Annotated in this window: 17 protein-coding genes; 5 read left to right on the top strand and 12 right to left on the bottom strand. The window is 52.3% G+C overall.

What is annotated here, in order from left to right; all coding sequences use genetic code 11:
• Positions 1–28: 28 nt before the first annotated feature.
• A complete protein-coding gene (locus RJP21_RS02645; RefSeq protein ID WP_310857975.1) occupies positions 29–910 on the bottom strand; it encodes a carbohydrate ABC transporter permease in 882 nt (293 codons plus the stop codon).
• A gap of 17 nt (positions 911–927) precedes the next feature.
• A complete protein-coding gene (locus tag RJP21_RS02640; protein ID WP_310858124.1) occupies positions 928–1,824 on the bottom strand; it encodes an ABC transporter permease in 897 nt (298 codons plus the stop codon).
• Positions 1,825–2,352: 528 nt separating this feature from the next.
• Between RJP21_RS02640 and RJP21_RS02635 the strand changes: the two genes are divergently transcribed.
• Entirely contained in the window at positions 2,353–3,393 is a 1,041-nt protein-coding gene (locus RJP21_RS02635; RefSeq protein WP_310857974.1) for a LacI family DNA-binding transcriptional regulator, read from the top strand.
• A 200-nt stretch (positions 3,394–3,593) separates the two neighbouring features.
• Here RJP21_RS02635 and RJP21_RS02630 read toward each other — a convergent pair whose 3' ends face one another.
• The 6 genes from RJP21_RS02630 to RJP21_RS02605 all read right to left on the bottom strand — a co-directional run bounded on the left by RJP21_RS02630 (position 3,594) and on the right by RJP21_RS02605 (position 12,625).
• Positions 3,594–5,021, bottom strand: a complete 1,428-nt coding sequence (locus tag RJP21_RS02630; protein ID WP_310857973.1) for an extracellular solute-binding protein — start codon at positions 5,019–5,021, stop codon at positions 3,594–3,596.
• 85 nt (positions 5,022–5,106) lie between these two features.
• Entirely contained in the window at positions 5,107–6,033 is a 927-nt protein-coding gene (locus tag RJP21_RS02625; protein ID WP_236575430.1) for a carbohydrate ABC transporter permease, read from the bottom strand.
• A gap of 3 nt (positions 6,034–6,036) precedes the next feature.
• Positions 6,037–6,981, bottom strand: a complete 945-nt coding sequence (locus tag RJP21_RS02620) for a carbohydrate ABC transporter permease (RefSeq protein ID WP_310857972.1) — start codon at positions 6,979–6,981, stop codon at positions 6,037–6,039.
• Between the two features lie 131 nt (positions 6,982–7,112).
• On the bottom strand, positions 7,113–8,330 hold the full coding sequence (locus tag RJP21_RS02615; protein WP_310857971.1) for a GntR family transcriptional regulator: 1,218 nt from the start codon (positions 8,328–8,330) through the stop codon (positions 7,113–7,115).
• A 115-nt stretch (positions 8,331–8,445) separates the two neighbouring features.
• A complete protein-coding gene (locus RJP21_RS02610) occupies positions 8,446–10,461 on the bottom strand; it encodes a GxGYxYP domain-containing protein (protein ID WP_310857970.1) in 2,016 nt (671 codons plus the stop codon).
• Between the two features lie 235 nt (positions 10,462–10,696).
• A complete protein-coding gene (locus tag RJP21_RS02605) occupies positions 10,697–12,625 on the bottom strand; it encodes a glutaminase domain-containing protein (RefSeq protein ID WP_310857969.1) in 1,929 nt (642 codons plus the stop codon).
• A 131-nt stretch (positions 12,626–12,756) separates the two neighbouring features.
• On the opposite strand from RJP21_RS02605, the gene RJP21_RS02600 reads away from it, so the two are divergent.
• Both RJP21_RS02600 and RJP21_RS02595 read left to right on the top strand, forming a co-directional pair.
• Positions 12,757–13,569 (top strand): AraC family transcriptional regulator, encoded by an 813-nt coding sequence (locus RJP21_RS02600; protein WP_310857968.1) that lies wholly within the window; start codon positions 12,757–12,759, stop codon positions 13,567–13,569.
• A 159-nt stretch (positions 13,570–13,728) separates the two neighbouring features.
• A complete protein-coding gene (locus RJP21_RS02595; protein WP_310857967.1) occupies positions 13,729–15,081 on the top strand; it encodes a sodium-dependent transporter in 1,353 nt (450 codons plus the stop codon).
• Positions 15,082–15,169: 88 nt separating this feature from the next.
• Here RJP21_RS02595 and gndA read toward each other — a convergent pair whose 3' ends face one another.
• The 3 genes from gndA to zwf all read right to left on the bottom strand — a co-directional run bounded on the left by gndA (position 15,170) and on the right by zwf (position 18,885).
• Positions 15,170–16,588 (bottom strand): NADP-dependent phosphogluconate dehydrogenase, encoded by a 1,419-nt coding sequence (gene gndA, locus RJP21_RS02590; RefSeq protein ID WP_160038846.1) that lies wholly within the window; start codon positions 16,586–16,588, stop codon positions 15,170–15,172.
• 33 nt (positions 16,589–16,621) lie between these two features.
• Complete coding sequence (fsa, locus tag RJP21_RS02585) at positions 16,622–17,287, bottom strand: fructose-6-phosphate aldolase (RefSeq protein WP_310857966.1); 666 nt, start codon at positions 17,285–17,287, stop codon at positions 16,622–16,624.
• Between the two features lie 65 nt (positions 17,288–17,352).
• The gene (zwf, locus tag RJP21_RS02580) at positions 17,353–18,885 is read right to left on the bottom strand and encodes a glucose-6-phosphate dehydrogenase (RefSeq protein ID WP_310857965.1); all 1,533 of its coding nucleotides are present in this window, start codon (positions 18,883–18,885) and stop codon (positions 17,353–17,355) included.
• A gap of 139 nt (positions 18,886–19,024) precedes the next feature.
• Here zwf and RJP21_RS02575 point away from each other — a divergent pair, with 139 nt between their 5' ends.
• Positions 19,025–19,903 carry a LysR family transcriptional regulator gene (locus RJP21_RS02575; RefSeq protein WP_310858123.1) on the top strand — a complete coding sequence of 293 codons (879 nt, stop codon included), beginning with the start codon at positions 19,025–19,027 and terminating at the stop codon, positions 19,901–19,903.
• A gap of 565 nt (positions 19,904–20,468) precedes the next feature.
• Here RJP21_RS02575 and RJP21_RS02570 read toward each other — a convergent pair.
• Positions 20,469–21,026: a GNAT family N-acetyltransferase gene (locus RJP21_RS02570; protein ID WP_310857964.1), complete on the bottom strand. Its 558-nt coding sequence runs from the start codon at positions 21,024–21,026 to the stop codon at positions 20,469–20,471.
• Positions 21,027–21,577: 551 nt separating this feature from the next.
• Between RJP21_RS02570 and RJP21_RS02565 the strand changes: the two genes are divergently transcribed.
• On the top strand, positions 21,578–22,939 hold the full coding sequence (locus RJP21_RS02565; RefSeq protein WP_310857963.1) for a DJ-1/PfpI family protein: 1,362 nt from the start codon (positions 21,578–21,580) through the stop codon (positions 22,937–22,939).
• Positions 22,940–22,977 lie beyond the last annotated feature (38 nt).

The following is a 22,977-nucleotide window of genomic DNA, read 5'->3' as shown; positions in this document are numbered from 1 at the left end:
ATCCATGCCATTTATGTTCAGGCGGCCTTTATTTCAAGGAACCGACCATGACACCTTTTTCGAAATATTTCTGAAAAAACGGGTACATCACGAGCAGCGGGAGACTTGAGATGACAATCGCCGAATATTTGATCATTTCCGACAGCCGCTTCAGTTCGTTCATGGCCAACTGGTCGCTGATCATTCCCGGCGCCGTCTGGTTTTGGATCAAAATCGAACGCAGCACCAACTGCAGCGGATGCAGCTTCGCGTCCTCCAAATAAATCATCGCGTCGAAATACGAATTCCACTGTCCGACAAACGCATAAAGCGCCAGCACAAAAATGATCGGTTTGGACAAAGGCAGCACGATCCGGAAAAAGATGCCGATATCCGAAGCGCCGTCGACGTTAGCCGCTTCCTTCAGCTCGTTGGGCACGCCTTTGAAAAAGGTTCGCGACAGGATGATGTTCCACACGTTGACGGCGCCCGGAATGATGACGGCCCACACGGTGTTCAGCATGCCGAGTTGCTTGACGAGCAGGTATGTAGGAATCAGCCCGCCCCCGAAAAACATCGTGATGACAAACAAGGTCATAAAAAAACGGCGGCCGGCGAGTTGGGCATGCGAAAGCGCGTATCCGGCAAATATCGAAACGGTAACGGTTACAACGGCAAACGCGGCGGAATAAAACACGGCGTTTCCGAACCCGCGCAGCATGGCCGGATTCTCCAAAATCTTTTTATATCCGTCCAAGGTCCAATCCGAGACCCGAAAAGACAGTCCTTGATTCAGCAGCACGGTCGGATCCATAAACGAGGCGACGACGATGTACACTAAAGGCACGACGACAACCAGAACGGCCAGCGCCAGAAAAATGACGTTGAGGGACAATAACAACCGGTCGAACCGGGAATATTTGACGGCCATGACCTAAAAACTCCTTCCTAATAGAGACCTTCGCCTTCATTAAGTTTTTTGACGATCAGGTTGACGGTAACGAGGAGCACGACGTTAATAACGGAGTTGAACAATCCGACCGCCGCGGAATATGCGTAATCGCCGGACTGCAAGCCGACCTTGTAAACGTACGTGGCGATGATTTCCGAAGCCGGTAGGTTCATCGAAGTTTGCATCAGATAAGCCTTTTCGAACCCGATGGACATGATTCCGCCGGCAGCGAGAATAAACACGATCGCCATGATCGGCCGGATGGTCGGAAGATCGATATGCCTGATACGCTGCAGCAGATTCGCCCCGTCCAGGCTTGCCGCATTGTGCAACTCCGGATCGACGTTCGCAAGCGCGGCCACGTAAATGATCGAAGCCCAGCCGGCTCCCTGCCAAATATCCGACAAAATGTAAATCCATCTGAAATACTTCGGCTCGGACATGAACATGAGCGGCTCTCCCGTGAGCCATGAAAGAATATGGTTGACCGGCCCCGTCGGCGACAGAAAGATAAACAGCATCCCGACGATGACGACCACCGATATGAAATTCGGCGCATATAAAAAGAGTTGGATGTTCTTTTTAACCGACGCCCTGCGGATCTGGTTTAACATCAATGCAAGCAGGATCGGCACCGGGAAGCTGAAAATGAGGCCAAAAAAGCTCAATTTAAGCGTATTCATAAAAATGACGTCGAAATTTGGCGAGTACAAAAACTTTTCGAAGTGCTTCAAACCCACCCATTCGCTTCCCATAATCCCCTTGATTGGGCTGAAATCTTTGAATGCGATGATGGCGCCGTACATCGGGACGTATTTGAAAATAAGGGTCAGGATAAGCGCCGGGGTCAGCAGTAAATACAAGAAATAATGCCTTCTCAAATAATCAAGCATGCGCCCTGTGGAATTCCTCCGTTTCGGCACCGCTACCCTTTGGCTGACTTCCACTGTATTTTCCAAACGTTGACCTCCATTCTTCTACGAAGTTGTACATTGCAGCCGTCCGAAAGTGCTTTCAATGTGACGTATGTTTACCGCTGCTTTTACAATTTACCAAACGGCATTCACTTCCGTCAACAATTTTTGTAAATATATTTTTGTGCAATTGACAATATAAATTTGTTCATAATTATCTTATCACCGCACTTAATGTCACAACATCAGTGTGATAATCATGACTAATCCCTTGGCATTGATACAAAATATTCCACTTCAAAATTTAATATCTAGCACACAACGATATAAACAACACCTTCTTCAAGGGAAGATGAGCCGGAGTTTAAATGTAAAATCTGATTGTGCATTTGCAAACAAAACATTGCTATTTCATCCAAACTATTATACATTTGACGTATAAGAAAAAAGATTGAAAGACGTGATCGGACGCGGGAACTAAAACTATTAGAGGTGGAATCGTATACAATGGCGAAAGAGAAAGTCACAATTCAAGATATAGCCGATGCACTGGGCATCTCCAGAAACACGGCATCGAAAGCGCTGAACGGCAGCGGCAGCATTCCGAGCGAAACCCGGAACAAGGTAATCAAAAAGGCGATCGAGCTGAAATATAAGCAGTTTGCTTATATGGAAACCGAAAACCTCATGGCCAAAAACCCGGGAAATATCGCGCTGCTGACCGCCAATTTGCCCAACACATCCCATTTCGGCTCGCGCCTGATCAGCGGGCTTGAAAAAAGAATCAGCGCCGAAGGATATAATTTATCGATCCATATCGTGCGGGACATTGAGCGAAGCGCCCTGCAGCTGCCGAATAATTTCGAAGCATCCAAAGTGGACGGCATCATCTGCATCGAGTTGTTCGACTTGGAATATAGCAAACTGATTACCAGTCTCGGGCTGCCGACCATATTTATCGATTGCGCGGCGGACATGTTCTACCCTGCCCTGCAGGCGGATCTGCTCCTGATGGAAAATGAGCACAGCACGTACGACCTGACGACAAAATTGATCGAAAGCGGCCACGGGTCCTTGGGATTCATCGGCGACTATAACCACTGCAAAAGCTTCAACGAGCGCTGGGTCGGCTTTAACCGGGCCTTGACAGAGGCTGGAATCCGGCTGGATACCGGGCTGTGCATCCTAAACCCGGACCGCGAGTTCACTTCGGAATCGGATTGGATGGACAAACGGCTGGGCCAAATCAGGGAGCTGCCGGATGCCTTCGTATGCGCAAACGATTTTATTGCGGTCAACGTCATGAAAGCTTTAAAAAACCGGAACGTTTCCGTTCCGGACGACATCGTGGTGGCCGGGTTCGACAACGCGCCCGAGTCCCGGATTGTCGAACCCCATCTGACGACCGTCCACATATACAGCGACGAGATGGGAATTACCGCGGCGAGCATGCTTTTGTCCCGCATCAAGGAGCCTTTTCAGCCGTACCAGGTCACGCACATCCAAACCAAACCGATTTTGCGGGAGTCGACCGGGGCAGTGAGGTAAACCACGGCTAAAATGCAGGGAAGTTGTCGAACGGCTTCTAATGTCGCCAACGTCTGCAACGAAATATGAAAAGCGGCACCTACACGTGTAGGCGCCGCTTTTTTAAGCAAGCATAAATCCCTTATTCCCGCCCGCCAATGACAGGCGATTATTATCGCATGCGAATGACCGCTTTCAGGTGGTGTTTAAAACGAATTAGCTTATTGCGTCACCGCTTCCGCCCTCTTCTGGGCGTCATCGAGGATCGCTTTCACGTCGCCTTTCGTCATCAAGGCTTTTACGACGGCGTCTCCCCAGATTTGCCATGCTTTCGAATTATCCTTGGCGAACGTCGGCAACCCCTGCACGTTTCCGCCCATCGCCTGGTAATGGGTGTAAAGCTCCGGATGTTCTTTTTTGTACGTATCGGATTCCGCGATTTCTTTCAAAATCGGAGAGCGTACGTTGGAGTCGGCGATAAGCTGCTGAACGTCCTTGCTGTACATGGCCCGAATATATTCGAATGCCGCTTCTTTATGCTTGGAATCCTTCGGAACCGAGTGGAATGCGGCGCCGATCGTAATGTTGCCGGCTTTGCCGTTTGGCGACATCGGAATCGGCGCCATGCCGACATCGATCTTTTTGTCTCTCGCCTGCTGGGACTGCCACGGTCCGTCGATAATGTAAGCGAGCTGCCCTTTGTACCAGGCATCGAAATAGGTGCCTTCGTTCGTATTCACCATCAGGCCCGGAGCGTTGCTTGCATTCAAGTCCCGAAGCAGGGTGACCGTTTCGACGTTGGCGTCGCTGTTGAACACCGGTTTGCCGTCCGCGGCAAACGCCCCGCCGTTGATCATCATCAGCGCGCCATAGCGCAGGTATCCGCCGAAGTTCGCTCCGGCGTAAACGCCGCCGCCGTAAAATTTGCCCTTGCCGGCTTCCGTCACCTTTTTCACGTTGTCGGCCAGCTCCGCCCAGGTGGCGGGCGCTTTGTCCGGATCAAGACCGGCCTGCTTCACCAAATCTTTGTTCCAAAACAGGCTGCTTACTCCCGGCTGCGCGGCAAGGCCATAGATTTTGCCGTTGTACTCCATCGGCTTCCAGGCGGCATCCGCCACGTTTTTCCGGATTTCGTCCGCCATGTCGTCCGGGAACGGCTCCAGCAGTCCCTGCTGGGCGAAGCCGTTCATCTGCGTCTCGCCGACGATGATATCCGGCATATTTTTGGCGAGGAAGCCCGCGGTTTGCTTTTGGATGAGCGGTTCCCCCCATCCCCAATCCTGCATGTTCACCTCAATGTTTTTTTCCTTCATCAAGTTGTACATGATCGTCTGATAGTGAAGGCCAAACGCATCCGCCGGAAACTGCTTTCCGGGCGTATATGCCGTATCCAGCCCTTTCCCTTTCAGCTCCTTCTCTTTGGGCGCCAGCAAATCTCCCAGCTTCCCGGTTCCAACGTTTGTCGCCCCTTCCGTTAACACCGTAATCGTCGTGCCCTGCGCAGGCGTCGTTGTATCCTTAGATTCCGGTTTCTCCGCCGGCGGACTTTCGCTTACCTCGCTTTTTCCTCCTGCTCCGCCGCCGCAACCGGCCAGCGCCGCAATAAGAAGCGCGGATATTCCCCATTTAGCTGCTGTTCCGAATTTCATACAAATCCCTCCATCGTAAATGAATTGAATCAATTGAATGAAACGTCATCAGCCGTATGTAGCTTTTAAAACGAATGGGCTGCGATCACCCCTTAATGCCCGTATTGGCTAACCCCTGCACGATGTACTTCTGGAAAAAGAAGAAGATCAGCAAAGCGGGAACGGTCGTACCCAGGCCCAGCGTAATCATCATCGGATAGTTTGGAGAACCGCCGGGGCCTACGGCTGCGGATGATAACCGCGTAATGGCGGAAGGCAGGGTCTGCATGTGGTCGCTGGTCGTATAAAAGAATGGGGTGGCAAAGTCGTTCCAAGTGCCCAGCGCCGTCGTAATGGCGATAAAGGCCATGATCGGCATCTGCAGGGGCAGCAGGATCTGGAAAATGACCCGGAGCGTCCCCGCACCGTCCATTTTCGCCGCCTCGTCCAGTTCGAACGGAACCTTTTCAAGCGACTGCTTCACCAGAAACATCCCCATAATATTGATCGCAGGCCCGCCCAGGAGATATACCCACCAGGTATCGAGCAGCCCTGTGCCTCCGGTAAATATGTCGTTTCCGCCGGCAAACGGCCAGCGCGCAAGCTGAAGATAGGTCGGAATGAGAGCGATGGTGCCCGGAATCATTTGCGTCGCCAGCAGCGTCAGAAACAGCGCATCCTTCCCCTTGAATTTCAATCGGGCGAATGCATATCCGGCCAAAAACGAGGTCAACATGGCAAAAAACGTGCTGTATAAGGTGCGGTAAAGCGAGTTCATAAAATACATTCTGGTCGAAGTATCCGACGAGCCTTTAAACAAAACGAGGTAATTATCCAAAGTTGCATGTTTGGGAATCGGTAAAAATCCGAGAACGGTAGTCGTAAATTCGTCTTTCGTAAAAAAGCCGGCCAAAATCATGAAGATGAGGGGATAAAACAGGACAAGCCCGACGCCGGCCAGCACCAGATGCGCCAGTACATGGCTCAGTTGCAGCTTTCGCCTCGGCGATGAATGCGCGGATACAGAAACCACGGTTTACGCTCCCTTCTTTAAAGGTATCGTGTTGCTTCGATCGGCTTTCGTGGACCTGCGGTAATAAAGAACGGTGGCCGTGAACACGATGACGGCCATGATGAGCGAAGAGGCCCCCGCCATGCCGAGGTTGAAATCCCAGAAAGCGTCGCGATAGATGCGGAAGACCAGCACTTCCGTCTGCCCGTAAGGACCGCCGCCGGTAATAAACATGACCTGCTCGTATATTTGGATCGCTCCGATCAGGCTGGTAATCACGATGTAAGTGGCGATCGGCTTCAAGCCGGGAATGGTCACGTACCTCAGCTTCTGTCGTCGCCCCGCGCCGTCAATTTCGGCCGCTTCATACAAGGATACGTCCACGGATTGCAGACCGGCCAGCCAGATCAAGGCCGCGCCCCCAACCCCCTTCCAGACGGAATAAACCACGATCCAAAACACGCTCCAGCCGGTGGAAAACTGCCAAATGATCGGCTCATGCCCGATCGACTTCAGGAAGTTATTGATGACCCCGTTGCTTGGATCAAGCAAAATATTAAAAATCTGGGTCGTGGCTACCGTAGACGTGACGGCCGGAATATACCAAATGGACCGGTAGATGCCCTTGCCGAAAAGCGGCATATTCATCAGGAGCGCGGCGCCGAACCCCGCCAAAAGCGTTACCCCCGAAACTAGGCCTCCCATCCAGATGGACCGCCATAAGGCGTTGTAATATAGGGGGTCCTCGAAAAAGCGGATGTAGTTGCCCAGCCCGATGAACTTCGGCTGCCCCTGGATGCCGATCCATTCGAAAAAACCGAGAATAAAGCCGAACAGCGTAGGAAAACCGGACACGACAAGCCACCAGAAAATCATCGGCCCGAGGATCGCCGCGGCGATCAGGGCATCGCGATGCCGTACGAGAAAGCGCTTTAGTTTTGATTGTTTGAATGGAACGGCTTGTTCCATTTCTCCCCCTCCCATCATCCTATATGCAATATCAAATATATATAATATTACTATTCATGTCAATTGCTTTTCGGCACAAAAAAACCCTGAAACCAAGTTCAGGGTCTTTTGGAGTCCAAACGATAGGACAATTACTTTTTGGCAGGGCCCGTTGAGGATCTTTCGACCAGCTCGGGCTGCATGATCAATTTGCTGTATTTGACGGCCGGATTCGGGTCTTCCAGCAGCCGGATCAAAATTTCGGCCGCCTGCCTTCCCATCCTGTACTCCGATTGGGAAACATGCGTGAAAAACCCGAATTCGTCATACCCCGAAGACGGGTCGTCAAACGTAAGGATCGAAATATCCTCCGGCACTTTCAGGCCGATTCTTTTCGCAATGTTGAAAATATACACGCCCAACCGGGCGTTAAGCGTAATATAAGCCGTTGCCATTTGATTTCGGATAAACCGGTAGAGCGGGTGCGCCTCGTTGATTTCGGAATAGTCCACCTTAAAGTCCGTCAAAATAAGCGCCGGGTTAATCATCGCTCCCTTTTGCTTCAATGCCTCCATGTAGCCGGTGATCCGGTCTTCGACGGTGATGGTGGGAAGCGGCGTATCCGAGCAAATGGCGATATTGCGGTGGCCCAGATCCCAAAGACGGTTCAGCGCAAGCTTCGCGCCTTCCAGGCTGTCCGTGCAGACGAAATTCGTTTCCACGCCGGCAAGGTAGCGGTCGATCAGCACAAACGGATAATTCCGCATTTTGAGCGCGAGAATTTCTTCGTTGTAGGTCTCCGCATCGGACGGGAAAATAATGAGCCCGGACGTGCCCGTCGACAAGCATTCCAAAATCAGGCTTTTTTCGGTTTCGATCGAGTTGTTGCTGAGGACGATATGCATATGGTATCCATGTTTGATCAGCACCTCGTTGATGCCGGAGATAAGGCGGATCGCAAAAAAATCTCCCAGCGTCGGGATGATCAGCACGATCTTTTTCTTCCTTGGGCCGTCCGCTCCCTGCTCCGGATACATGGACCCTTCGTGCCCGCCGTCCCTTAAAACCGGAAACACCCCATGCCCTCGTTCATCCTGCATCAAGGAAGATGCCGGGGCGTGTTTGCCGCCGCTATAGGGCTCGCCCGCAATCCCCTTCACGAAGCTGCCGCGGCCGGGAATGCGATAAAGCCATCCCTCCTTGGCCAGCTGGCCCAGCGCCGTCGCGACCGTAATCCGGCTGACCTCGAACTGCTTCATCAATTCTTTTTCCGAAGGGATTTTATCGTTAATCTTCAATTTCCCCGTCGATATTCGTTCTTTAAAATAATCCTGAATTTGAATATATAAAGGCTGTCGATCATTTTGCATAATGAATTCTCCCTAAAACGCTATTCTGCATCATCATTTCAGTATATCATTCATGTCTTTTAGCATCAATTTAGCGAAATGACGGTCCAGCGGATCAGCATCATAACGTTACTCCTTATTCCTTGGCCCCTAACGGATCGATCGGCAGGCGGCTGTTCTCGCGGATCAATTCGAAATAAACGTCGGGCCGTACGACAACGATGTCCTTATTCTCTTTAAGCTGGCGATAGGCATTGACGAAGCTCTGATAATGAACCTCCCATGGATTCGCCTGGATGCATACGAAGAGAGGGGAGCGGCGGTCCCAAGTTTCGATCGCTTGCTGTACCGGGAAAATAAGATCCCCTTCCGAAGCGCCGTACACCACGTTCAGCTCTTGGCCGGGCATCGTGTTGTTGTAGATCGCAACCGCTCCGGTGCCGCCCTGGGAGGTAAAACCGAGCAGCGACGGGGCATTGGCCGCAATGCTGTTACCGACGTTCGGATTCGTTTCGCCCTTGACCGTGTTCCATACGGTTAATACCCGCAGCCCTGCGCGCTGCATATAATCGTCCGTCCGGGCAAAAAAGCGGTCCAGCCCCTTCTCATCCTTCCAGAAATTCGGGTACGTGTATCCAAGGCCAGACGGGCCGGAAATGAGCGCGTCGTTTTCCGTCGCCGTCCTGTGAAGGACATCCAGAATACCCGGCATCGCATCGACCATCAGCGGCGATACGGTCCAGCCGATCGGCACTTCGCCCCGGTTCGGCAAAAACCATAACTTGCTGAAATAATGCTCCATGTACTGCAGGTTGTCCCCGTCGCTCATGATATAAGAAATGTAGACTTTATTCTCCAGCGGCGGTTTCTTCGGGATTTGGGCCGGCGCAATGGACCGTGAGGTGCCGCTGAGCACGGACAGGTTGGAGGAATAATCCGCCGCAACGGTTGCCAGCCCGAACTCCGACGTTTTCGTTACCCCTTTCCCTTCATCAGGCCACCACCCGACGTATAACCCGCTTCCGTAAGGCATGTCTTTCATGAATTTGTTCAGGAGCGCCTCTTCCTCCGGGATGTCCGGATTGAGCCACACGACCGCCGCCTCCATCCCCATGGCGTAATCCCTCAAAAACGTTTTGATGTCAGGGGTCAAACCGACAAGAACGCGATGGGTCGTTTGCGGCCAATACTTCTCGTACAGAAATTCGTACACCTCGATATTCGTTTTGAACTTCCCGCGCAAATCCTCCAAAACGGGAAGACGGTAAGGATCGCCGGCGAGTTTGCCTGCAAGCGAAGGCGAAACGACGATGGCGTTTTCCAAGCCGGCGATGGTCGTCGCCAAATTGTACGTATCCGCCACGTCCGGATCGTAAACGATCATGCCGCGAATTTCGTCATGGTATTTGGACAAAAGCTCCCAGTTGTCTTTTACCTTCCGGTATTCGAGCCCGAGGGCGGTCAGCCATTTGGTGCCTTCGTCGCTGCGGGTGTCGTCGTAAATACGCGGCTTGGTTTTGTTGACCACTCCCTTCACGGTTTCGAACATGGCGACGTCTTCTTCCCTCGTTGGCGAACCGATCTGGACGTCGTACAGTTTCAGCGTCGATTTCCCCGTCCAGGCCACGCTGATCTCGATCTCCCGCTCCTCACCCGGGGAAGTGAACGGAACCGCGAACTCCTGCGTTGCGTTTTCGTTGCGAAAATCCCAATTCGTCGCTTCCAAGGAACCCAACACCGCTCCCGTCGACGGCTCGCGGATTTCCAGCTTGGCCACGCTTCCGTTTTCGTCCGCAAACCGGTCGACGCTCATGCGAAACACCGCCTGATTGTCGCCTGCCGGTACATCGGCGATCCGCGGGACGCGCAGCATGACGCCCGTTTTATCCGCTCCCGCCTTGGCAAGCCAGCCATCCCCGTCCGCCGTTCCGGTCTGATGTTCGTATTCCGCATCCTCCGCTTCGTAGACCAGCTTGCTGCTCAGGTTAATCAGATCCAGCATCGCCGCAGGCTCCGGGAAAGACGGCAACGCCTGATCTTCCGGCCAACGGATCCCCTCCTTTTTCTCGGGCCACATCCAGTAGCCGGCGGCAAAAATGGCCGCGGCCAGCGCGCATGACATGATGCCGATGCCGATGGTTTTCCTTGACAACTCGCTTCCTCCTTTGTGCACATGGTTACGCCCCACCCGCATCTATTCGGGACATGCAGCGGATTTGCACGGAACCGACAGATTGGACGAGACGGATGATCTGCGATATCATTTTCCATTCCTTAAATGCAATAATAAATATATCAAATATATTAGTCAAATCTTTTTTTGAAGCCGCAGCAAAAAAAAAGAAGACGATCCTCAAGGATCGTCTATCGTTCAGCATGGTCGTTATTCACTTGTGAAATTTGCATATTTCCTTGTCCATGAGAAGTTTAATGAATAAACCGCCCTGCACCGACCGGTTTTGGAAGTTGACCATTTTCGCGTCGGCCGTCGAATAAAAATCGGTCATCGGCACGCGGCTTTCCGACCGGTCGTACGCATGCCACAAACGATCCGCGATGGAATTGAAATCCTCCTTGTTATCGCATAACGCGGCGCTCCATACCAGCCAATCGGATTTGGTATAGGTGTTGCGGTTATCCAGCATAAGTCCGTACGGGCCGGAATGCTTTTCGATATAGGCTTTCGTCTCCGCCTTGAACGCATCCTCGGGGAATAAACCCAGTCCGAAGATACGATCCCAGACCGCATTGTATTTCATGCTGAAGGAACCGGGCCGGTCAAAAGCGAGGCGGAACGTTCCGTCTTCGTTGGCGGCCATATCCAGCCATTTTTCCGCCATGGAAGCTGCAATTTCCATCAGTTCCTCCGCCTTTTCCCCATACCCCGCCATGCGGTTCAGAATGGAAAAACCGGCAATCCCCATGATGGCCTTGATCGACAAATTGCAGTTATGAGCCAAATGCCCCGCAAAATCATCCGTGCACAGCTGGTTATCCGGATCTACGCCGTTTTGGATCAAATAATTGCACCATGTTTCAAGATGGCGCCAATGCTCCCGCGCAAACGAAACGTCGTTTTCCGCAATCGCGACGGCCGCCGTGCAAATGAGCATGTTGCCGCATTCCTCCACCGGCATTTGCCACGTCGGGCATGTGCCATGGCTGTACACCTGCCCGTTGAGGAGCGGGTACGTACCTACATCGTGCGGAGCAAAGTCATAATGCCAAACATCCGTACTGGCATATTTGAAAATCGGTCTAAGCATGCCCTTCACCAGCTCCGGGTTGTAGATCAAAAATTGCGGGATGGAAGGGTAAGTCACATCGACGGTGGCGGCGCAGCCGTTACTGAAATTTTCCTTAGAGATAAATAGCACGTCCCCGTTCGGGTCCGCGCAAATTTTATGCGCCGCAGCCGCTTGCCGGTAGGCCAAGGAGACCAGCTCCGCATATTTGTCGCTGCCCGCTTCCGCGGCTTCCCGATACAGCTGCGACGAAAACGTTTCGCATTTCCCATAAAGATCGCCGTACTCTCCGAGCGCCTGCTTGATCGCTTCTTCGATGGTTTCCCCGTCTTTTCTCCAATAGGCATCCAGCGGCTCATGGAAATATTCGATGGATTTGATATCGTCATAAGCGACGGCAATCAGCCCTTCCGAACGATCTTCCGTATCCAGCGGGACCGATAACCCGATCGTATGGTTCACGGTGCCGTATTCGTTGGTGGCGGCTGCAGCGGTCACAGCGGCGTGTTCATGATTCGAAGCGAGGTACAGGTACCCCCAGTTGATTCTAAGGTCATCTCCGCATTTGGTTAACATCCGCTGAATTTTGCTCCCCACCCTGCCGCAGGCAAATCCCGGTTCGCTGAGATCGGCGTACACGGTCGGAAACTCGTACTTCAAATTTTGGCATATCTCGTCATCCACCGTGATGGTGATCCTTGCATCATGCTTTTTCCCGTCGTTTGTTCCGGCTTTCACGTGAATATACGATACCGGTCTCGACATCCGCTTCAAATCATCCATCAAAAGAGGCGTAGTAAACGTCACTTCCAGCACGATCTCATCGCAAGCAAAACGGTACCGGCTGGAAAGCGCCGTAATGTCGAGGCCTATTTGCTCCATTTTCACGGCGTTTGGCTTCAAGCCCATAAAACCATATTCTTTGCCGTTGACCGAAGCGGTGCCGATCATGCGATGGGGTTGACCCGTCCAATGTTTGGTGTCCGATTCATTCAGTTTGTCCCCCATCGACCAGACGGAGAAATAAGGATCGACGGTAATCAGCGGTACGGCCGGAGCGCGCAGTTTCATTTCAATTCCTCCTGTTTACGCTTTGGATTCGGTATGTTCGCGTGTCCTCTCTCGTTGATTATGGTTTAATTTATCATGGTATATGGCGTAATATAATAGGAAATATCATAACAAATGTGAGGATTATCACCATGCATGAAACCATTCACAGCTTTTGGCATATGTGCGATCCGAAGCTTCCGTTGAACGTCGTCATGTCGGGCATTTCTTATTGCGATAAAAATTACCGGATCGAGCGGCACGGGGAAAACCTGTTTTCGTTCGAATATATCATCGACGGCAGCGGCGTTCTGGAGATTAATTCCCAAACCGTGTATCCGCAAAAAAACGACGTTTATATGCTGACCCGAAACAGCGACCACGCGTATTATTCCAGCGAAGAGCATCCGTGGACCAAAATTTGGGTCGTCTTTTACGGCGATTTGGCCGAATATTTGTTTAAACGGTATTTGCCCGCCGATACGTATATCGTGAAGGACTGCAATATCTTTTCTTATTTGAATGAAATCCTCAACCTTTCGTCCGCAGGCCATAAAAGTTATCCCGATTTGGTCGACGAAGTTTCCGTCCTGCTGCTGAAAATCGTGCTTCGTTTAAAAAACCATCTGGAGCATAAAGTGCTTTCTGCCGCCGAGCAAATCAAATTATGTTTGGACGTCAACATCGAAAACAGGATGGATATCAACGATGTGTGCGTACAGCTCGGATATTCGAAAAATTACATCATCAAGCTGTTTCGGGAAACGTACGGGACCACTCCCTATGCCTATTTCCGAAAACGCAAAATCGAGCTTGCCCAGCAATATTTGCTGAACACGCACCTTACCGTCAATGAAATTTCCGCCAAGCTGAACTTCGCGGATCAGCATTATTTTGCTTCGTCTTTTAAAGCCACTGTCGGCGTTTCCCCGTCGGAGTATCGAAAAACGGCGAAAAGCCGGTGAGATCGCCGCTATTCTTGTCGATTTTTATTCCGGTACACCGGACTGCCCGAGAGGGCCTCCTATTTCGCAAAATTCATTTAGGAAGAATTTCATATGCCATTGAACGCAAAATACAATATAATAAAAAGAACTTTCAAAAATAAAACTGGGGGAACATCTATGACAACACCACAAAAAAACCCCGCGGCAGCAGGAAAAAACGATCGTTTTTCTTCGGCAGGGTTTATTCTCGCCGCCATCGGCAGCTCCGTGGGTCTCGGGAACATGTGGAAGTTTCCGTACATTACGGGCAAATACGGCGGGGCAGCTTTTTTTCTTCTTTTTATCGTCTGTTTGATCGTCATCGGTTTGCCTGTGCTGCTGGCCGAACTGGCCATCGGCAGAGCCGGCAGGGGCAGCGCCGCCACCTCGTTCGTCAAAGCCGGCGGCTCCAAAATTTTCGGCCGTCTCGGCTTGCTGCAAATCATCGCCCCGTTTCTGATCTTGACCTTCTACGTCATCGTGGCGGGCTGGACGCTTCATTACGCGGTTCAATCATTCAGCGGGCATTTGTACAGCAATAAGGATTTCAGTGGACAATTTAACAGCTTTATCGGCGGCTATATGCCGATCGTTTGGCAAGTCATCGCCATTGCGATCACGGGTTTTGTCGTGGTTAAAGGGATTTCCGGAGGTATCGAAAAATTCAACAAAATCCTCATCCCCGGCATGATCATTCTGCTGATCGTGATGATGATCCGTGCCGTCACCCTGCCGGGTGCGGGCGAAGGCGTAGCGTTTTTCCTGAAACCCGACTTTTCCAAACTAACGACGGAATCCGCTTTGGTCGCGCTTGGACATGCCTTCTTCTCTTTGTCGCTTGGCATGGGTATTTTGCTGACGTACGGCGCTTACGTGGACAAGCGTCAATCGCTCGGAGCGGCGACGATCGCCATCGGGGCAGGCGACCTGATTTACGCCTTCGTTGCCGGGCTCATCATTTTCCCGACGACCGCTTCCTTCGGGATCGCGTCCGACTCCGGGCCAAGCCTCGTATTTATCGCCCTGCCGGCGGCCTTTTCGGCCATGCCGTTCGGCGCGTTTTTCGGCGGAATATTTTTCATTCTGCTGGCGATCGCGGCGCTGACGTCAGCGGTTTCGCTGCTGGAGGTTCCCGTCACCTTTGCGATGGATCGCTGGGGCTGGAGCCGCATGAAGTCCGTTCTGATCATCTCGGTGCTGGTGCTGCTTGTCGGCTTGCCTTCGGCTTTGTCCTTCGGCATCGTGCCGGGCTTTACGCATATGGGCAGCAAAAACTTTTTTGACTGGCTCGATTTTATCGCTTCGAATATTCTGCTTCCGGTAGGCGGATTGATCACCACGCTGTTTGCGGGGTACTTCTGGAAAAACGCCGCGGAGGCGGCGGGACTTAAATCCGCATGGTTCCGGGTGTGGCTGTTCACGCTCCGGTACATCGCACCGATTCTCGTTGTTCTCGTGCTTTTGCACACGACGGGAGTCATCCGGTTCTAATAGGAAAAAGGCAATCTCTATACGGTTCTGTCCATGACAGACCGAAGAGATTGCCTTTTTTATAATATCAGGAAGTATAAACTAACGCTTATTCAGCAGACTCCATCCATTGAAAATGGAAGGTGCCTTCCTTGTCGACGCGCTCGAACGTATGCGCTCCGAAATAGTCGCGCTGGGCTTGCAGCAGGTTGGCCGGCAGACGCTCCGTACGGTAGCTGTCAAAATAGGCCAGGGCCGATGCAAATGCCGGAACCGGAATCCCGCGCTGCATCGCGATGGACACGACGGTTCTCCAGGCTTCCTGATAGTTGTTCACGACCCAGCCGAAATAATCGTCGAGCAGCAGGTTTTTCAGATCCGGATTTTTGTCGTAGGCTTCCTTGATATTTTGGAGGAAACGGGCACGGATGATGCAGCCTCCTCTAAAAATCATGGCAATGCTGCCAAAGTTCAAATTCCAGTTATACTCCTCGGATGCGGATCGCAGTTGGGCGAAGCCTTGGGCATACGAAGCGATTTTGCTGGCGTAGAGCGCTTTGCGCACCGCTTCAATGAACTCTCTGGAATCGCCGGTGTACGGAGTTTTCTCGGGACCGCTCAGAACCTTGCTGGCCTGCACGCGTTCTTCCTTCATCGCGGACAAAAAGCGGGAAAACACCGATTCGGTCACGATGGAAAGCGGTACGCCCAGATCCAAGGAGCTTTGGCTGGTCCATTTGCCCGTCCCCTTTTGCCCGGCGGCGTCCAAAATGACATCGACCATCGCTTTGCCGGTTTCGGGATCCTTTTTGGAGAAAATATCCGCCGTGATCTCGATCAGATAGCTGTCCAGTTCGCCCCGGTTCCACTCCGTAAAGATGTCATGCAGTTCTTCCGTGCCGAGATCCAGCACATCCTTCAGCAGGTGGTACGCTTCCCCGATGAGCTGCATATCGCCGTATTCGATCCCGTTGTGCACCATTTTGACGTAATGGCCGGAACCGCCTTCGCCAATGTAAGTCGAGCATGGGTCTCCGTTCACTTTCGCGGAGATGGCTGTCAGGATCGGCTCCACCAATTCATAGGCGTCCTTCTGCCCGCCCGGCATGATGGCAGGACCTTTGAGCGCCCCTTCTTCGCCGCCGGATACCCCGGCTCCGATAAACCGAATGCCTTTGGCCTGAAGCTCCTTATACCTCCGCTCGGTGTCCGGGAAGTAGGCGTTGCCGCCATCAATCAGAATGTCTCCCTCTTGCAAATGCGGTACCAGCTGCTCAATCAGCGCATCGGTCGGCTGACCCGCTTTGACCATCATCATGATTTTGCGCGGCGTCTCAAGCGACTGCACGAATTCCTCGATGCTGAACGTGCCGACGAAGTTTTTGCCTTCGGCTTCCGCCAGAAGTTCTTTCGTTTTTTCAGGGGAACGGTTATATAACGCGACCGAGAAGCCTTTGCTTTCCATGTTGAGGGCCAGGTTTTTGCCCATGACGGCGAGTCCGGCCACTCCGATTTGTTGTTTGCTCATCGTTTCTCTTCTCCTCCTATGTCTCTTTACCGGTTACTGAACGCTGTTTTTCCAGTCAGCCGCAAATTTGACGAGGCCTTGGTCGGTCAGCGGGTGTTTCGCAAGCTGCGCAATGACGGAGAACGGCACCGTCGCGATATGCGCGCCCGCCATCGCTACGCGGGTCACGTGGTCCGGATGGCGGACCGAGGCGGCGATGATTTGCGTGTCGAGGTTATGCGTGCGGAACAGCTGCGCGATTTTGTCGACCAAAAGTACGCCGTCTTCCGAGATGTCATCCAGCCGTCCCAGGAAAGGCGATACGTACGTGGCGCCGGCACGGGCCGCAAGCAGCGCCTGGTTGACGGTAAAAATAAGCGTGACGTTCGTTTTGACCCCTTTGCGGGACAAATAACGGCAGGCTTCCAGACCCGCAAGGGTCATCGGTAGCTTGATCGTGATTTTCGGATCGTTGCCGTTGATTTTGATCAGCTCGTTGGCCTGCGCGATCATCTCTTCGGCCGTTTCGGCATCCGGCGTCACTTCGGCGGAAACGGATTCGACTTCCGGAACCGCCAGGCAAATTTCAGCGATACGGTCCTCGAATTTCACGCCTTCCTTGGCGACCAGGGAAGGGTTGGTCGTTACGCCGGACAGCACCCCGATTTTGTAAGCCGACTGAATGTCTTGCAGATTCGCGGTATCAATAAAAAATTTCATGAATTACAACCTCCCATGAGTTTTGTTTTCGTCATTTACTGCTCAAAACGCCTTGTTAGCCCGGCTCAGCTAGCCGTGACATGTTCGACAGGCTTCCGCCCTTCTTCCGCATTTGCCGCCTCATGTTCGGACGGCTCGTCGAACCACCAATGGAATCCGTCCTGAGCCAGCAGCGCATTGGCGGCTTCCGGACCGTGGGAACCGGCCGCATACGGATAAAGCGGCACTTCGCCCGCTTCAAACGCTTCGAGGATCGGCTGCACCCACTGCCAGGACAAGTCGACCTCATCCCAATGGACGAAAAACGTCGAATCGCCGTTCAGCGCGTCATCAATGAGCGTTTCGTAAGCTTCCTGGCCTTCGATGCGGTCCGGGAACATGTCGATATGAACCGGCTTGAATTCGCCTTTATGGTTCGGGTCCTTCGTATTAAGCTGCAGCGTGATGCCTTCGTTCGGACCGATTTCGAAAACGAGCAGATTCGGCACGCTCGTATCCTCGGCAGCGGCCGAAGAGCGAAGCGGTTCTTTGAATTCGACCACGATGCGCGTATTTTTGGACTTCAGGCGTTTGCCCGTCCGGATATAAAACGGAACGCCCCGCCAGTAATAGTTGTCGATGTTCAGCTTGGCGGCGATAAACGTATCGTTTTTCGAATCGGGCGAAATGCCGGGTTCCGACGTATACCCTTGAACCGGCTTTCCTTGGATGGCTCCTGCGGCATATTGTCCCCGGACGATCCGCGTATGCACGTCCTGCCGCGCCAAAGGCTCGAGCGCTTCCAGCACGTTCTTTTTCTTCAGCCTGATATCCTCGGCCGTCGCGTTGGTGTTCGGCACATGGATCGAGAGCATCATGAGCAGCTGCATCATATGGTTCTGGAACATATCCCGAATCGCTCCCGCCTGGTCGTAATACCCGGCGCGGTCTTCGACGCCGACCGTCTCGTCGGCCGTAATCTGGACGTTGGCGATATAACGGCTGGTCCACAACGCCTGAATGACCGGATTCGCCTGCTTGAACGCTTCAAGCCGTTGAACCATCGATTTGCCGAGGTAATGGTCGATCCGGTAAATCTCGTCTTCGGTAAACGCCTGGCTGAGTTGGCTGTTGAGTTCCCGCGCCGAAACGAGGTCATGCCCGAAGGGCTTCTCGATGATGAGCCGTTTCCAGCCGGTTACGCTGCCGAGCCCGCTTTGCTCGATTTGGGTCGCGATCGTGCCGAAGAAGTTCGGGGCGACCGACAAATAAAACAGCCGGTTGGCCGCTCCTCCCGCTCCATTTTCCCAGCTTTCCATCCGTTCTTTTAATTGGACAAAATGCTCCAGGCGATCGATATGCAGAATGTTAAACCCGAACAAATCCAAAAAGGACCGCAGGGTGTCGTCTTCCTTCACGTCCAGCCGGTAAAACTCATGCAAGGATTGCTTGACATGCGCGCGGAACGTCTCGTCGGTCAGCTCTTTGCGCCCGAGTCCGATCACGGCGAAAGACTTCGGCAGTTTCCCATGGATATATAAATGATATAAGGCCGGATAGATTTTGCGCTTGGCCAAATCCCCGGTGGCTCCAAACAATACAAAACTGGTAGGATTCATTTTGATTTCTCCCTCCTTCAGAGTTTCGGGACAAGATTCGCCGCCCCCAACTCTGGTTTCTATGTCTTGGATTCACTATAATACAAATAAGTACCATACACATAATTAATATATTTCTGAGGAGATATAGATCATGTCTATGACCAACAATTACGAGCTGTACAAAGTGTTTTATTGGGCGGCCAAAACGGGCAGCCTGACGCAAGCGGCCAAAACCTTGTACCTGACCCAGCCCAGCGTCAGCCATGCCATCAAGCAGCTCGAGGAACGGGTTGGCCTCACCCTTTTTTACCGGAACGCCAAAGGCGTCTCTCTTACACAGGAAGGAAAAATTCTTTTTTCATATATCGAGCAGTCCCAAATTCTCATCACCTTGGCCGAAGAAAAAATGGAGGCGCTGAAAAGCCTCGAAAGCGGCGAGCTTCGCATCGGCGGCAGCGATTCGCTGTTCAAGCATTACCTGCTCCCGTATTTGGAGGACTTCCACGTTCGTTATCCGGGCATCAAGCTGCACTTGAAGCACGGCACGACGCCGGAGGTCATCTCGTACCTGAAGGAAGGGCGGATCGACCTCGGGGTCGTGCGGATGCCGATCGTGGATTCTCAACTGGAGGTCACCGAAAGCACCGAGCTGCAGGACTGCTTTGTCGCCGGCGAGCGTTACGCCGAGCTGAAAGGGCAAACGATGACCATGGAAGAGCTGATGGAATATCCCATCATCTTGTTTTCGCGCAACAGCCGGGTCAGAATGGCAATCAACGAGCTTTTCGAAAAATACGGGCATGAGCTGAAACCGGATATCGAAGTGGGCAGCGTCGACCTGCTCATCGAGTTTGCGCGCAGGGGGCTCGGCATTTCCTATGTAACGCGCGAATTCGTGTCCAAGGAATTGAAGGAAGGTTCGCTGTTTGAGGTCAAGCTGGATGTCAAAATCCCTCCTTCCAAGGTGGGGATCATGATCATGCGCAACTTGCCGATCTCTTCGGCAGCAACCAAATTCATCGGCATGGTTCCGTAAAAGCGGTCAGCCCATCACTCCTGCCCTCGTTTTTTTCTTAGTCACTTATCGTATATTGGGCGACACTTTTGTATAGAGGAACCCTGCCGTCCGTAAATTAAGAAAGGCAGCCGACCAAATGGGGCCGGCTGCCTTCAACTGTCTATATTGTGTTATCGTACCCGTGGGCTTAACTGCACAAAATCAGTCTGATCTAAAAATTAGGCTCGGTCGTCACGATAGGCATCGCCTATAAAGATAAAAACTTCCTAGGCAAGGCAGCATTATTGTTAATGAAGCCATCAGGGGCATCCGTGAATCAAGCCCTGCACTACCAAGCGCATGATTAAGGACGGTTCCGTGGCTTGATCTCAGATCGCTCAAAATCATAATAAAACCTCCCACAAGAGCTTTTCTAGTTTGCTCTTATGGGAGACTTCCTTACAGAATGATTTCCATAGTGCTCAAATCGGATTAAAACTATAGCGAAGTCGGGACGGTTGTCACCGAAGTTGGGAAGCACTGGCACAAGCGGCTCGCCGGGGCCGACGGCTGATCGGTGGCCTCGTGCCTTTCGGGCATGAGCTCAATCGGACGGCGTGCCCGGGTACCACACGCCGAGCCACTGCTCGGCGCCGTAGTCCTCGAACCGCTCCACCTCGGTGAACCCCAGCTTCGCCGCGACGCGCATCGAGGCCTCGTTGGCGGTCTGGGTGGAGAGCACCACCGGCTCGCCGGGATGCGCGTCGGCGAACCAGTCGAGCGCCGCTTCGCACGCCTCGGTGGCGTACCCGCGTCCCCACGCCTGCGGCAGGAACATGTAGCCGAGCTCGGGCTCCCCGCCCTCTGGACGGATGTGACCCTTACGCTCCGGGTCGCGCCGATCGAACGTGATCATGCCGATCGCTGTTCCGTTGAGCTCGACAACGAAGAAGCCGAAGCGCTGCCCGGGCACCTCGGGCAGCGCGCGCTCGAGCTCGTCACGCGGTCGGGAGCCGCCGATGTATGTGCCCACCTCTGGTGAGGCGGACAGGTCGATCAGCGCCGCCCGGTCCCGGGCCTCAGACTGGCGGAGCACGAGCCGCTCGGTCTTGATCGGGGCAGGTGGCCAGGCGACGGTGGGCGCTGTGATCTCATCCGACATGGTGTAATCTCCCTTCTCTATTTAATTCTGTTTGTCCATGTCTAACGACATTTATCATTCATGTATTCCTCCTTGAGACCACCTAAGATCATTTCTTTAATATTGGAATACCGCCGACAAAAAGCGGAAAACGTACGCTAAATAATTCGTTGTTTAAAAGGCGAGCTCTCCCTTTCTCTACAAGGGGATCGCTTTTCGTAAATCGCCGCAAAGTTCAACTAACGTTTCCCGTTAGCTTGTAGCTGATTTTATTTGAAGTTTAATACCACTACTTAATTTACAGCTTTATTATTTATGGCCTAACACTTTATTTTCTTACAACATCATGCTTCGCCGACGTTGTCGAATAGCCCTTTCGAGTCATATTCAGAAAAGGCCCGGTCAGCTATGATGATACGTAGCGAAATGCGATACCAGAAATAAACTCTGCCTGGACCTAAGTCGGGGAAAATAACCGTCTTCGGATGGTTTTTCCAATTTTCTTTTCCTATTATCCTTTAATTGAGATAGCTAATAACAAATATTTACTTACTTATTAAAGGAGAGATGAAATGAAAAAAGTATGGCGTTTCGTCGTATATGCGTGCGTTGCGATTCTCGTAGTAGGAGGAACCGGAGCGATCGGTTACATGCGCACGATGCAGGAGTCTATGTCGGTCTACGATAAGCCGGTACCTGCTTCTTTACAAAGCGTCCAAGCTCCTGCCTATGATTCGAAAAAGCCGACAGTAGCCGTTATGTTGGCGAATGAAGTGACCGAGGTGTTCGATTTCCTCGTACCTTACGAAATGTTCTCCATGACAGGCTCATACAATGTGTTTGCGGCTGCGCCCGACAAAAACGTCAAATCGTTGACAGGCGGTCTTGATGTCGTGCCCCATTATACCTTTGATGAATTAGATCAATTGACGAGCAAAGGTCCGGATATTATCGTCATCCCTTTCATGCCGATTTTGGATGAAGCGAAATACAAGCCAGTCCGCGATTGGATAAAGAAGCACTCGGGCAAGGAAACGACATTACTGTCCATCTGCAACGGTGCCGAGAATTTGGCCGATACCGGCCTGTTGGATGGAAAGGCTGCAGCAACGCACTGGGGAGATATCGGCAGGCTGGAAAAGAAATATACCGCGGTTACCTGGAAGAGAGACCAGCGTTACGTGGCTGACGGCAATTTGGTCTCGTCTGCCGGCTTGACTTCGGGAATCGATGCAACCCTGTACGTCATTTCCCAACAAATGGGTGAGCCGACTGCTGAGAAAGTGGCGAAGGAAATGAATTACCCTTCCTACCATTTTGTTCAACATCCGCAAATGGAGCCTTTTACTGCCGGATTAAGCGATGTCGTCTATATTCTGAACAACGCGTTTCAATGGAGCAAGAAAAAAGACGGGATCCTGCTGTATGACGGTGCCGACGAACTCATGTTGTCCTCTGCTTTTGACACTTATGGAGCTTCCGGAACGACGACAACAATAACGGTATCAAGTAAACTCGATCCGGTCGTGACCCGGCATGGTCTGAATCTCGTCGCCCGATATCAAATTGCAGATGCTCCGAAACTCGACAGAATGATTTTTGTAGGCCCGAACGTGAAGACGGTCGCTGCGGGCGATATACGAAACTGGAACGAAAACGGTGGAAAGGCTGAACAGCTTTACCTGCACACCGACTCGTCCGAGCGGTTCGCGATGGAACCAGCGTTTGAAGATCTGGCAAGGCAGGAAGATGTCCGGACGGCTAAATTCGCCGCCAAGCGGCTCGAGTACCGTGCCACAAGTTACTTTAAACTTGAAGGAGCTCCTTTTTCGTACGAAGCGTTCGGCATTCCGATCGGTGTCGGCATGTTGTCTCTGTTCGTTCTTTATATAGCGGACAGACGTTTCGTAAGAAGAAAGAAAGTTTCAGCATAAACCGGGATGCAGAAGAAGCATATCAGACGTCAGGTCTG

The sequence above is a fragment of the Paenibacillus sp. VCA1 genome (assembly GCF_031583795.1).
Classification (GTDB): Bacteria; Bacillota; Bacilli; order Paenibacillales; family Paenibacillaceae; genus Paenibacillus_AQ; species Paenibacillus_AQ albilobatus.
Note: the sequence above shows the minus strand (reverse complement) of the source record. Positions and strands in the feature narration are given on the sequence as shown.